This is a genomic window from Limnothrix sp. PR1529 (assembly GCF_002742025.1).
Taxonomy (GTDB): domain Bacteria; phylum Cyanobacteriota; class Cyanobacteriia; order CACIAM-69d; family CACIAM-69d; genus CACIAM-69d.
Window position 1 is genome coordinate 1 of the sequence record NZ_LIRO01000028.1, and the last position, 13,223, is coordinate 13,223.

Annotated in this window: 10 protein-coding genes; 5 read left to right on the forward strand and 5 right to left on the reverse strand. The window is 54.8% G+C overall.

Annotated elements, in window-relative coordinates; translation table 11 throughout:
- The 5 genes from AMR42_RS04625 to psbA form a co-directional block, all read right to left on the reverse strand.
- The coding region (locus AMR42_RS04625; protein WP_099532298.1) for a Gldg family protein at window positions 1-1,483 on the reverse strand (1,483 nt) is incomplete at its 3' end.
- 220 nt (window positions 1,484-1,703) lie between these two features.
- On the reverse strand, window positions 1,704-2,516 hold the full coding sequence (locus AMR42_RS04630) for an ABC transporter permease (RefSeq protein ID WP_099532314.1): 813 nt from the start codon (window positions 2,514-2,516) through the stop codon (window positions 1,704-1,706).
- Between the two features lie 307 nt (window positions 2,517-2,823).
- Entirely contained in the window at window positions 2,824-3,933 is a 1,110-nt protein-coding gene (locus tag AMR42_RS04635; protein ID WP_099532299.1) for an ABC transporter ATP-binding protein, read from the reverse strand.
- A 391-nt stretch (window positions 3,934-4,324) separates the two neighbouring features.
- Entirely contained in the window at window positions 4,325-5,176 is an 852-nt protein-coding gene (locus AMR42_RS04640; protein ID WP_099532315.1) for a fatty acid desaturase, read from the reverse strand.
- A 270-nt stretch (window positions 5,177-5,446) separates the two neighbouring features.
- The gene (gene psbA / locus AMR42_RS04645; protein WP_099532300.1) at window positions 5,447-6,574 is read right to left on the reverse strand and encodes a photosystem II q(b) protein; all 1,128 of its coding nucleotides are present in this window, start codon (window positions 6,572-6,574) and stop codon (window positions 5,447-5,449) included.
- 495 nt (window positions 6,575-7,069) lie between these two features.
- Here psbA and cbiT point away from each other — a divergent pair, with 495 nt between their 5' ends.
- From cbiT to recF, 5 genes are all read left to right on the forward strand, one after another.
- Window positions 7,070-7,675, forward strand: a complete 606-nt coding sequence (cbiT, locus tag AMR42_RS04650; protein WP_099532301.1) for a precorrin-6Y C5,15-methyltransferase subunit CbiT — start codon at window positions 7,070-7,072, stop codon at window positions 7,673-7,675.
- 123 nt (window positions 7,676-7,798) lie between these two features.
- Window positions 7,799-9,592, forward strand: a complete 1,794-nt coding sequence (locus tag AMR42_RS04655; RefSeq protein ID WP_099532302.1) for a glycoside hydrolase family 10 protein — start codon at window positions 7,799-7,801, stop codon at window positions 9,590-9,592.
- Window positions 9,593-10,665: 1,073 nt separating this feature from the next.
- Entirely contained in the window at window positions 10,666-11,280 is a 615-nt protein-coding gene (locus AMR42_RS04660) for a GNAT family N-acetyltransferase (RefSeq protein WP_234406607.1), read from the forward strand.
- 9 nt (window positions 11,281-11,289) lie between these two features.
- Entirely contained in the window at window positions 11,290-11,814 is a 525-nt protein-coding gene (locus tag AMR42_RS04665; RefSeq protein ID WP_199291502.1) for a hypothetical protein, read from the forward strand.
- Window positions 11,815-12,019: 205 nt separating this feature from the next.
- Window positions 12,020-13,174 (forward strand): DNA replication/repair protein RecF, encoded by a 1,155-nt coding sequence (recF, locus tag AMR42_RS04670; protein ID WP_099532317.1) that lies wholly within the window; start codon window positions 12,020-12,022, stop codon window positions 13,172-13,174.
- The last annotated feature ends 49 nt before the right edge of the window (window positions 13,175-13,223 follow it).

Here is a 13,223-nt window from a genome sequence, read left to right on the forward strand (position 1 = left end):
CAGTTGGGGATGTGGTCGGGGATACGGTCGGGCTGGGGCTAGCCGTCGGAGAAGCAGTTGGGGATGTGGTCGGAGATACCGTTGGAGATACGGTCGGACTTGGGCTGGCCGTTGGGGATGCCGTTGGAGAGGCGGCTGGGCTGGGGCTGGCCGTCGGGCTAGGACTGGGGGAGGGACTCGCGGCCGGTTCAGGGGCGATCGCCCGTTCCAAGGCAACCCCCAAAACCAACGGCCCTTGGCGATCTTGCGGGGGCGTGAAAGTGAGTTGTTGGGCGGTGGGTTCGCTTTCAGCCCAACTCTTTTCGTCGGTTTTGATGAGAGGCGTGGCCGTGATGCCGCTGGTGGTGACGATTTCGAGCGATCGCGCCACCGGGTAAATCGAAACCCCGCCTTTAAAATCCTGGGTGATTGGGTGGTCGCCATATTGGGTGACGATCGGGGCATCGGGGCCTAAACCGGCCAACTGGCCCGTTCCCGACGCATCCACCACCAGGCGGTTATCCAACTTCACCCCCCAACGGGTCAGCAACTGGCTGAGGCCGCCATCGGACGCGGGATCCAACAGCGCCAACAGCCGCCCACCCCGCTGCAAATAAGTTTCCAGCAGCACCAGTTCCCGATCGAGCAAAGGACGTTGGGGGCCAATGATCGCCAAGGCAATGCCATCCTCGGGAATTTTGCCCTCACGAATCAGGTTCAAGGGTTTGGCGATGAAGTTTTTGGTTTTCAGGCCCGTCACCGCTTCCGTCAAACCGCCCTGCTCTCCTTCAATTGGGCGCTCTCCGTGGCCTTGCAGGAAATAAATCGTTGCTTGGGTGGTGCTGGAAAGCTGGGCGATCGCGTTGGTTAACTCCGTTTCCTTCAGGCGACTTTCGGGCCCCAGGGTGGTCACTAAGCGTTTTTGTTCACCTGCTTCCAAATACACTTCCCCAAAGGATTTGACCTTAAAACTTTGGGCCCGGCCAAAATCCACCTGTGGATCGACTAATTCATAGGTGAAGTTGGGATTTAATTTGGCGTAATTACTCAGCAGTTCCCGATCGGTATCAGAGAGCGATCGATCAAAAACCAAGATTTTGATTTTTTGACCCAAATTGCGCACCGTTTCCTGGGTTTCGGGAGCCAGCGTAAACAGTTGAGTCTCGGTTAAATCAAACTTGGTACTGTAACGAGATCCCAAGAAATTGATCGCCCCAAAAATTAGCAACGCGGCCAAGGTCGCCAACAATGCATTGGTGTTGGATTGGGTCGATCGCTGGCTCCAAGTACGGCGCAAATTACCGTGGGTGACCAGCCAAATCCCGATCGCCACAATGCCAGCCACCATCAGCCCCCCAGCCAAGGGGCCCCAGCCACCCACAAAGCCCGCTGACAGGCCCGCCGCCATCAGGAACAGGCCCACGAAAATTAGATATTTACCGAGATATCTAAGCCCAGATTTGAGATAACGAGGCAACAGTTGCCGCACAGATGCCAGTTTCATAGCCACTAAATCAGTTCCCCCTGAATGGCAAACAAGCCAGAATTAATACTGAATTCGCTCAATTTCACTTGCACAATTTCACTTGCACAATTTCATCTGCTCAATTGCAGTTCCTCAATTGCATTTCCCTAATCGCACTCAAGCGCTTGAACTCAGGCAATGAAGTTTAGGCGATGAAATGTAGGCGATTGCCCCAAAATTCAGACTGCTGAGGATATGCCTAAGAGCGCTGAAAACGGAAAGTTTCCACCGATTGAGCCGTCAAGAAAATGCCGAGTAGGATATAGCTCAAAAACAAAATTGCACTGCCTGTTTCGGGCACACCACGCACCGCCGCTTCGTAATGTTTCAGCAAAGATAAATGCCCGATCGCCTGACCCACATCACCCCCGATCGCGTTAGCCAATAGATCAATAATCCAGAGGGAAAGATTGAGGGCAAAGGTCATCATCGCCGCCAAAACCGTGCTGGCCGTCAGGGATGACAGGAACATTCCCAGAGACAAAACGCCACCCCCCATCAGCAACAGCCCCAGATGCCCCGATACTGCCACCCAAGGAGAAATGGGCGGATTAGAGGCCGCCAAAACAATCAATTCCAGCAACAGAATCGGAGCCAAAATGCTGGCAAAAAAGGTCAGCACCCCCAAGAGCTTGCCCAGGGCTACGGCCCAGTTCGTAATTGGTGATGTGGCTAATAGCTCGATCGTGCCGCGTTTGCGCTCTTCGGTATAGAGACTCATGGACAAAATCGGCAGAATGAAAAGGGATAGTGACCCCAAACTCCCCAAATAAATTTTCAGAAATTCATAGGGAACATCGATCGGCGGCACAGGAATGCCCATTTGCTGGCCCTGCATATCGCGCATGGCCGATTGGGCAATGATGCCCGCCGGCCCCAGCAGCACCGCCACAAAGAAGATGCCTGCAATTAACCAAAAAATACTAGCCACTCCATAGGCCAAGGGAGAGACAAAATAACTCTGTAATTCCCGTTGATAGATGGCCGCAATATTGGCCAAAATTACTCGCAATCGATGTCCTAAGTTAACAGCCATGCCTCAGTTTCAACCATCCTTGAGAAAAATCTAAAAGTTAGCCGTGAAAGATGCGCAAGCAAAATCGAGAAGCCAGCATTCAGAATTGAAAGTTGAGAAGTAAAAAGAATCAGTCGTGGCAATTAAAGCAGGAAAGTATTAGGAAACAAGGCCAGGAGAAAGCACTTTTTAATCATGCAATTCGTTGACTAGCTGGTTGCCGGTTCCATATCCGTCACTCGCAGTCCAGGCGCAGAAAAGCTGGCAGCTCAAAACTGGTGTGACAGATCAACCCAAGCGGGCCTTATTCAGCCGCTTCCGGGGGCGAGTCCGGGGAAATGGCAAGGTCGATCGGTTCGGGATCCGCAGCCACCGGATCAAGGGAGTCGATCGCCCCAGTTATCTCCGTTGGGGTTGTCGGTTCCTCCGTGGTCAAATCCAAGAACACATCTTCCAAGGTGGCTTGGCTGCGGCGCAATTCACATAGCCCCAAATCGGCGGCAATGACGGCGCGGGCAATTTCCTGGGCCGGTTCCGTATCTCGCTCGATCGCCACCTTTAACCGCAATCGATCGGGTCGATCGCCCGGCGATCCTTGGGGCGTGACCGATCGGACTCCCGCCAACGTTTGCAACCGCTCCACCAACTGGGCCGCCCGATCGAGCAATTGCGGCGGCTCCCCTTCCGTCAGGGTCACCAACGCCGACTCAGCGCCATCGATTTCCAAGTCGTAGGCCGCGCCGCCCACACGACCCGCCATCAGGTTGTCGGGGGTGTCGGTGGCCACCACTCGCCCACCGTTGACGATCGCCACCCGGCTGCAAGTCATGCTCACTTCCGGCAGGATGTGGGTGGACAAAATCACCGTATGGTCGCCCGCCAAACTTTTGATCAGGTTACGGACTTCCGCAATTTGGCGCGGATCCAGACCCACCGTTGGCTCGTCCAACACAATGGCCGGTGGATCATGCACGATCGCCTGGGCAATCCCTACCCGCTGGCGATAGCCCTTCGACAATTTATTAATGATGGTTTTGCGGCGATCGCTCAAACCACAGCGCTCGATCGACCAGCGCACCCGCTCCGCCCGATCGCCCGCCGAAACGCCCTTAATTCGCGCCACAAAGTTCAAAAATCCCTCCACCGTCATATCTGGGTAGAGAGGCGGCGTTTCTGGCAAATAGCCAATCCGTTCGCGCACCGCCATCGAATCATCATGCACATCAAATCCCGCCACCCGCGCCGTGCCACTGGTGGCCGGTAGATAGCCGGTCAAAATTCGCATTGTGGTGGTTTTGCCTGCACCGTTGGGGCCCAGAAACCCCAAAATTTCTCCCGGCTCCACAGAAAACGTCACCTCGCGAATGGCTACGGTGCTGCCGTAGACCTTCCGCAACTGTTCCACTTCAATCATGGCGAGCGATCTCGGTCAAAAATCCCAGTCGATCGGCCCCAAAGCCGAGACCACGCCCCATTATGCCGCACGGCTTCCCGAACGACATGACCCGATCGTCAACCGGTTCGATCGTTTCAATAATGGTTAATGGTCGGGTCTATCAAGTCGATCGATCAATTTGTGGGTTTTAAGGTTTATCTTTTAAGCTTTATTTTTAAGGTTTACAGCCTTTACCTAAAATAATTGGCACGCCATATCGCAAATGCCATGAAGCAACAATTCGGTAGGCAATGCCCACCCTGCGGGCTAACGAAGACAAGGGGCTTAAGCCCCTTGTTCCGATGATTTTCAATTCAATTTTTTTGGTTATTGAATCACGGATCCTATTTCAAGCTTCCGGATCAAAGGTCTATGATTCCAGCAACTCCGGCGGCTGATGAATATTGCGCGCCAAGCCCAAAATAGACAGCACCCAAATCGCCCACCAGGTCATATCAATTTCCCACCAACGCCAACCACATTTCGCCACATGGGGGTAGGCATGGTGGTTGTTATGCCAACCTTCGCCGTAGGTCAAAATGGCCGCCCACCAGAGATTGCGGGTAGTGTCTTCAGTCGCAAAGGGACGATAGCCCCCGTACAAATGGGTTACGGAATTGATGAACCAGGTGGAATGCCAAAGCAAAACGGCTCGCAGGAAAATGCCGTAAATCACAAAAGACCAACCACCCCAGAAATACAACCCGATCGCGATCGGGAGTTGCAGCCACAGGAAGTTTTGATTTAACCACCGATAAACGGGGTCGCGGGCCAAATCTGGCGCGTAGCGTTGGTATTGATCGTATTCAAAAAACTCCGGCCGCGGATACAACATCCAGAGCATATGGCTCCACCAAAAGCCGCGCCGAGAGGAATAGGGATCCTTATCTTCATCTTCGGTGAAAGCATGGTGCAATCGGTGACCCGCAACCCAAAAGATTGGCCCCCCTTGCAGCGCCATGGAGCCAATTAAGGCAATCAAATATTCTAGGGGTTTGGGCACTTGGAAACTGCGATGGCTGAGGAGGCGGTGAAAGCCGAGACAGATGCCAATGCTGCCAAATAGCCAGTGCAACAGGAGGCAAACTCCCAGTGCTGACCAAGAGAAAAACCAAGGAGCAGAGAGGGCAACAAGATGAAAGACAGCAAAGAAGCCCACGGCCCACAGGTTTAATTGAACCGGCGGACGATCGGTTGATAGCTGTTTCCAAATAACGGTCATGAACACAACTCCTCAAGAGCCACAAAAAAACCGGTGATTTCGGCTGGGGTGGTTTGGCCGAACAAAAAGGGGAGGTGCGATCGCGCAGTCTCCCCCATTCAATGAGTGCTGAGAATGACGAATCCGAGAAGTTAACCTGAGAAGTTAATCTGTTGCGCTTCTACGGGGTAACAAATTCATGCCAACCATGACATTGATTCATCATTTCCATCAGCCTCAAGACCAATTTCGACACCACAAACTTTCAGTTAGCCTGTCACAAACTTTCAGTTAGCCTGCGATTGCGGGAGCTGTCAGGCTAGCGGGTTGAAAGTCCGCTTGAAAGTCCGATTGCAAGGCCGAAACGGGTTGAAAGTCCGCCGAACTTGCCAAATCTAAAGGAAACTGGTGTGCGTTCCGTTCGTGCATCACTTCGATGCCCAAGTTGGCTCGATTCAGCACATCAGCCCAGGTGTTAATCGGGTGTCCTTGGCTATCCAAAATGGAGTTATTGAAGTTAAATCCATTCAGGTTAAAAGACATGGTGGAAACGCCCAAGGCGGCGAACCAAATGCCAATCACGGGCCAAGCGGCTAAGAAGAAGTGCAACGAACGGGAATTGTTGAAGCTGGCGTATTGAAAAATCAACCGGCCAAAGTAACCGTGGGCTGCCACGATGTTGTAGGTTTCCGTTTCTTGGCCGAACTTGTAGCCATGATTAGGCGATTCGTTCATGTTGGTTTCCCGCACCAAGGAAGAGGTCACCAACGAGCCATGCATGGCGGAAAACAGTGCGCCCCCAAAAACACCAGCCACGCCCAACATATGGAAGGGGTGCATCAGGATGTTGTGTTCCGGCGAGAACACAATCATGAAGTTGAAAGTGCCAGAAATGCCGAGCATCATGCCATCGGAAAAGCTACCTTGCCCGATCGGGTAAATCAACAAAACAGCGGTGGCAGCAGCGACGGGAGCCGAAAAGGCCACGGGAATCCAAGGACGCATTCCCAATCGGTAGCTCAGTTCCCATTGGCGACCCAGGTAGCTGTAGATCGCAATCAGGAAGTGGAAAACGATCAGCTCGTAGGGGCCACCGTTGTAGAGCCATTCATCCAATGAGGCGGCTTCCCAAATGGGGTAAAAGTGCAACCCGATCGCAGCGGATGGGGGAATCACGGTGGCGGAAATCAGATTGTTGCCATAGAGCAGGGAACCGGCAACGGGTTCGCGGATGCCGTCAATGTCTACGGGCGGCGCGGCAATGAATGCCAGGATAAAGACGATCGCGGCGGTCAGCATGGTGGGGATCATCAACACACCAAACCAGCCCACATACAAGCGGTTTTCGGTGCTGGTGATCCAGTTACAAAACCGATCCCAGCGACTAGGCGCGGGAGTCGATCGCAAAGATAGGGTCATGGATGATTACCTCTGTCAAACCTTGGTTAAGGTTGGTATTCTGGGGACTCAGAAAGCCCACCAGACTTGGGGTTATGGCTACTGGAGGCCGGGTAAGTAGGAATTAAATGGGGGCACAGGGGCGATCGAACAAGTCGAAAGCGATTCCCTATGCCCCTATGGGACTAGCACTCCAGTGACGGGCAATGCCTTAGATTCAGAGAGCTAATGCTTTGAGCAACCCGCAAGCGATCGCCCAGTCAGCCTTCAGCCTTTGATTCCGGGCATTGCCCATTGAGATGGGACGCTCAATCTCCCAGGAATTGAGTGACCCCAGCCCGAACCTGTATTCGTTTTATAACTATAAAGCGATTGAAGAATCAAGCATCATCCAATCAACTAATGAAACCAATCTTGATTAATCAGAATTATTAATTTATAAATCAGCCCATTCCGGGGCGATCGGCCAGTCGATCGAAACCCCAGGTCTCGAAACCTTGATATCGTTGAATTTTTATGACCACACCTCTTTGGCCCTACGTCACACCCGGCATTCCCGATGATTTGTTTGAGCGGTTGCCGGGCATTCCGATGACCAAGCGCGAAACCCGGCTAGCGATTTTGTCCATGTTGCGGTTGTCGGCCAATTCCGTGCTGTGGGATATCGGCGCAGGAACGGGGACGATTTCGGTGGAAGCAGCTTTGATGATCCCGCAAGGGCGAGTGGTGGCGATCGAACGAGATCCCGACGTGGTGCAACTGATTCGTACCAACTGCGATCGCTTTGGGGTCAAGAATGTGCGGGTGGTGGAAGGCAGCGCGCCGGACTGTTTTGGCCTGCTGAAACAACCGCCCGATCGGGTCTGCATCGGTGGTGGGCGGCCCCTGAAGGACTTGTTGGAAACGGCGTGGGAGCGGCTGCCTTTGGGGGGGCGCGTGGTGGCCCTGTCTACCAGCCTGGAGGGTCTATACGCCCTTTCGGAAGCTCTGGCGGAGGTGCAAGCGTTGAACATTGAGGTGGTGCAAGCGGCGGGCAATCGCTTGGAGCGGCGGGCCAATAGCCAGGTTTTGGCGGCGATCGACCCGCTGTTCATTCTCTGTGGCGAGAAGGGCGAAGGTTAGGGGAATAGGCGGAGATTTTTAGGCAATCTATGCCGGCCTCGTCAGAAATGGTTCGTATTGCGCTATATCCTTGGGCATTTCCGTCCCTGCGGTGAACATGCGATCGAACGGGCAGCAAACACCATGACACGATCCCCAGCGCCTCTATCCGGCGTTTTGGCCAAATCCCAAGCCTTAGCCAAGCCAGTCAACCAGCGATTAACCCAGTTATTCACCAAGCCATTCCACAAGCCATTCACCAAGCCGTTAGGGTTGAGCAGGCTATTGCCGGGCACATTACTCTCGGGCACATTACTCTCGGGCGCGATCGGGGCGGGGCCCCTGGCGCTGGGGGCGATCGCAGCTCCCACCGATGGCGGTGATCATTGGTCGCGAAGCTGTTTGGCAGCTTTGGCCGAGCGGCGATGGTTACCCCTGAACAGCGCTGGGCAATTTCAACCCGATGAGCCAGCCACCCCGGAAGATTTGGCGCGGCTGCTGAATCAGGCTGTCCCAGAAGGCCCCCCGATCGCCCGCACCGGCAAGGACAACGAACCCCTGCGCCGCGATCGAGCAATTGCCATGATCATGACCCGCTTGGGCTGGACGGATAACGCGGCTGACCCTCGGGCCGGAACCCTGTTGCGCCAAACCTTTGAAGATGGTGAACGGGTGGAATTTCCAGTGCGACCGGCCGTGGCCGCCGCCGTCCGGGCCGGCAAGGTGGTGAGCTATCCCAACCCCCGTCGCTTGGAACCGGAGCGATCGGTCACCCGAGGAGAAGCCGCCGCTTTCCTCTGCCAAGCCCTGAATGATCGGTTGGAAACCCCCGCCACCGATGCCTTCACGCCCTTCGTGGCCCGGCCGCCGGAAACGCGCGGCGCTTGGTTAACCAACATTGACAGCGATATCTTGTTCGATCGCGATCGCCTGCGTCAGGCCCTTGAAAACCTGAAAGCCGCCAACTTCAACACCGTTTACATCACCGTTTGGAACGGTGGCTACACCCTCTACCCCAGCGAAGTGGCCGAACGGGCCAGCGGTCAACGCATTGACCCCCACCCCGGCCTGCAAGGGCGAGACATCCTCGCCGAGGCGATCGCTGAAGGTCGTCGTTTAGGTTTGGCCGTTGTGCCCTGGTTGGAATTTGGGTTAATGGCTCCGGCCAACTCCGAGTTAGCTCGGCGGAATCCAGGTTGGATTGCCCAGCGCCGTGACGGTTCCAACCGGTTTCAGTACGGACGCGATACAAGGGTTTGGCTGAATCCTGGCCACCCGGATGTGCAGAAATTCATGACCGATTTGGTGGATGAGCTGGCCGCTCGCTACCCGGTGGACGGCATTCAATTTGATGACCATTTCGCCTATCCGGTGGAGTTGGGCTATGACCCCACCACCTTGGCCCAATACGCCCTGGAGCGAGATGGCCAAACCCCGCCGGATTTAGCCACAGATCCAGACTGGATGCGCTGGCGATCGGGTCGGCTAACGCAATTGATGGGGCAAATTCAACAAACCCTCAAGGCCAAGCGATCGACGGCGATCATGTCCCTTTCGCCCAATCCCCAACCCTTTGCCTACAGCACTTCCTTGCAATCTTGGTCAGACTGGGTGGGGCGCGGCTGGATTGATGAACTGATTGTGCAAATTTACCGGGAAGATCCGGCCCTCTTTGAGGCGGAACTGCTCGATCGGGATTTACAAATTGCCAGTTACAAAATTCCCGTCAGCGTCGGCATTCTCACGGGGCTGAAGGTCAAGCCCATGCCAATCGATCGCGTGGCCACCCAAGTGCAACTGGTGCGCCAAAAGCAACTGGCCGGCGTATCCTTCTTTTTCTATGAAAGCCTCTGGAATTTGACCTCTGAGAACCGAGAGCGCCGCCAACAAACCATCCGCCGACTCTTTTTCAATCCTGCCTTCCGCTCCAATCGCTAATCCTTGCCCAAGCGCGGCCGATCGATGGGCTGCATCAGCCCCTTCAGCAACCAGCCCCATTGCGTCCTGTGGGGATTGGTTGCTGCCAAAATCCGTCTCCACCCCTCCGAAAACCTGACTTCTCCCTTTAGCAAAAGTGATGGATAAGCAAACTAATTTTGTCGATCTTATTTAAAGATTGCTTGAAGATTGGAGAGATAGATTGAGTTTTTATGGATTTCGCCAAATAATGGATGAATCGTAATTTAACGACAACCCAAGAATCAACTCAAGATGGGTTGTATGGGTGCTGTGAGGATAGTGCGCGGCACAATTCAAGAAAGTCTGTCAGGAAGCTGTGGCCATACCCATTTGTCAACATTTGGGGTCTAAATTAGGCTGAAGTTTGGATGGTGTTTTTTCTAAATCCAACTTTGTCCTTGTTGCTTCATGATCGCAACAAAGCCTGAATTGATCAAATTCAGGTTAAATCCCATACCTGGCCGATTGTTGCGGTCTTCTTTCTAAGCACCTAATTGCAGACTGAATTGAGGCGATCGCTCCTCTTTTTTGCAGATCTCGAATTTCCCAGATCTCCATGTGTCAATCAATACCCGATCGCCTCAGATCAGATCCTGATTTGATTCTGGGCTGGTCAGGATATGATCGAACGCAAGCTTTGCTCTTTTCCGAAGAAGACAATTTAAAACCCCCCTTAGAAACCACCGGACTGTTGGTTCTAAGCGGAGATAAATGAGTTCTAGGAGATTGCCAATGTGGCATTGGGGCAATGAAATTTCATGGGATTGACATCAACAGGGACGTGATTGCTAGGTGGGCAAAATTTAGTTAGCCTTCCCGCAATTTTCCCTATCGATTGTTATCAACCATGGTGTTGAGTGTTGATCGATCGCTAGGTAGCCAGACACCCCATCCCCCAAAGACCCCCAAAAGAGTCCCCATCGGGGGCCCCAAACGCACCCCAGAAAATGCCCGAGACTGAGGAGGCTAATCAACAGTCGGCACAGGTGTGAAGATGGTTAGCATCAAGGCAGTTCGCTGCTGTTGATGGGTGGTTGGTGTTCCTAAAGATTGTGGCCCCGTTGCTCATGCTGATTCCCCAAAACCTGGTTCGATCGAGTTACCCATGCGCTGACCTGCCTTTGCAAATCCGACCGGCGGAGTTTCGAGACTTAGCCGAGTTAGCCGATTTGTTGGCGGACAGCTTTCACCGACGACAAGGCTGGTGGCGTTGGCTGTTCCCCCTGTTGCGGGCTGGCATCTACGAAGATTTGCGAACGCGACTGCAATCCCAGCGCGATCGCTGTCTGTGTTTGGTGGCTTTCACGGCCCCCACGGCGGCGACGGGTCGGGTTCAGCATCCTGAGCTGATCGGCACGATCGAAATTGCAGCACGCTCCAATCTGCCTTGGCGATTGAACCAACATCACTATCCCTACATTTCCAATCTGGCGGTACGCACCGACTATCGTCGGCGGGGAGTTGCACTCCAACTCCTGTCCGCTTGCGAAGAAGTGGCACGTCACTGGGATAGTTCCGCCCTGTATCTTCATGTCCTGGCCGATAATTGTGCGGCGAGGCGGTTATACGATCGAGCTGGCTTTGTCCCCAGCGGGCGATCGGGCGGTGGTTCTCGACCCAGTTGGCAACGTTCCACACGTCTGTTGTTGCAAAAGCCATTGGGGTAAGCTACGACCGTGATTCGCCTCTCTCTCTCTCCCGATCGTTTTTCTACCGCCGCCCATCGAGACCCGTCCCACGTCGCCTCTGTGTTTCAGCTTGACCCGCCGCCCCTCGACCCGATCAACCCCGAATCGCCCCTCGGCCGTGTTCTGAGTGGTCAGGTTTGGATTGTCAACAATCGCCGCCGCAACGGCCTGTTGTTGATCAAAGAGTTCTATGCCGAATTTGCGGGGCCCGGGGCGGCGGTGGGCGGTCTGGTGGATCAAGACTGTCAGGCGGTGATTCCGTTGGGAGATTTTGAGCTGTTGCTGCCCAAGTCTTTAAAGGAGCAGGAAACAGGCTATCGAATTCGGTTGCAATGGCTGAAGTTGGTGGAACGATTCACGGCGCGGGGCGATGCCAAGCAGCGGGCCCGCAAACTGCTGGATCAGTTTGAAGAATTTTTCGATCGCTCAGATATTGACAAGTTACCGGATCAAGTCCTAGCGGCGGCCGTTGGTGTATTACCCCACGTGATTCGTGCGGCCCGCCACAAGTGATCCTAGGAGATATCTAAAACATCTTCTCTAGAGATCTTCTGATGAGTACCCATTGGATGAGTGCCCATTGGAGTATTCGTTAGCAGCATAAGCTTCAGTCCCCCGAACGAACGGGTTTGCACCGGCACAACGAATTTGCGGTGCTTGGGAGAGGACGTTTGGTGTTTTGATGGTTGGGTTCTTTTCGATCGCCCCGGTCGCCGTCGTGTATCTCCAGCGTCTGCATCTGCGCCAGTTTCGGAACTATGCCGAGCAGTGGGTTGAATTTGTTGCACCCAAGACGATCCTGGTGGGGGACAATGCCCAGGGCAAATCCAACCTCTTGGAGGCGGTGGAGCTGCTGGCCACCCTGCGATCGCACCGCACCAGCCGCGATGGAGATTTGGTGCGATCGGCCCAAGACTGCGCCCAAGTTACCGGTTGGATCGATCGAGCAGCGGGGCCCCTGGAACTGAGCTTGAGCCTGCGACGGGTGGGCAGACGCACCCTGGTACGGAGCGGCGAAACCCTGCGGCGGCAACTCGACGGACTGGGATCCCTGAATGCGGTGGAATTTTCCAGTCTTGATCTGGACTTGGTGCGGGGCGGGCCGGAACAGCGCCGCCGTTGGTTAGATGGCTTGGTGATGCAACTGGAGCCAATCTATGCGCACCTGTTGCGCCAATACGAGCGGGTGTTGCGCCAACGGAATGCCCTGCTGCGAGATTGGGCCAAGCAACGCCGCCAGGGTCAGGCCTTGAGCGATCGGGCGGCAGAGCTGGCCGTTTGGGATGCGCAATTGGCGGCTACGGGAACCCGGCTAATTCGACGGCGGGCCAGGGCGATCGCCCGGTTAGCCCCCTTGGCCAGTCGTTGGCATGGGGCCATTAGCGGCCGCGTGGAAACCCTGACGCTGACCTATGCACCGAATGTGGCGATCGCGCCGGATGTGTGGCAATTGCCGGCCCTGGAAGAAGCGCGGGCCATTGAAGCCACCTTGCTGGCCCAAATGCGCGATCGGGCGGAAATTGAGCAATACCAAGGCACATCCCTGGTGGGCCCCCACCGGGATGAAGTGACCCTGGCGGTGGATGATGCCCCGGCCAAACAGTACGGCTCCCAAGGGCAACAACGCACGTTAGTTTTGGCGCTGAAGCTGGCGGAACTTTGCGCGATCGAGGCCGTGGTGGGGGAACCGCCGCTGTTGCTGTTGGATGACGTTTTGGCGGAACTGGACTTAGCCCGCCAAAACCAATTATTGGGGGCGATCGCCGATCGGTTTCAAACGATTGTCACCACCACGCACCTGGGAGCCTTTGATGCTCGCTGGCTGGATTCGGCCCAGGTGCTGACGGTGCGATCGGGCGAGATCGTAGCCTGAGGGCCTGATTCAAGGAGTTTCAGTTCGGAAGTTTGAACCTTTGAATTCG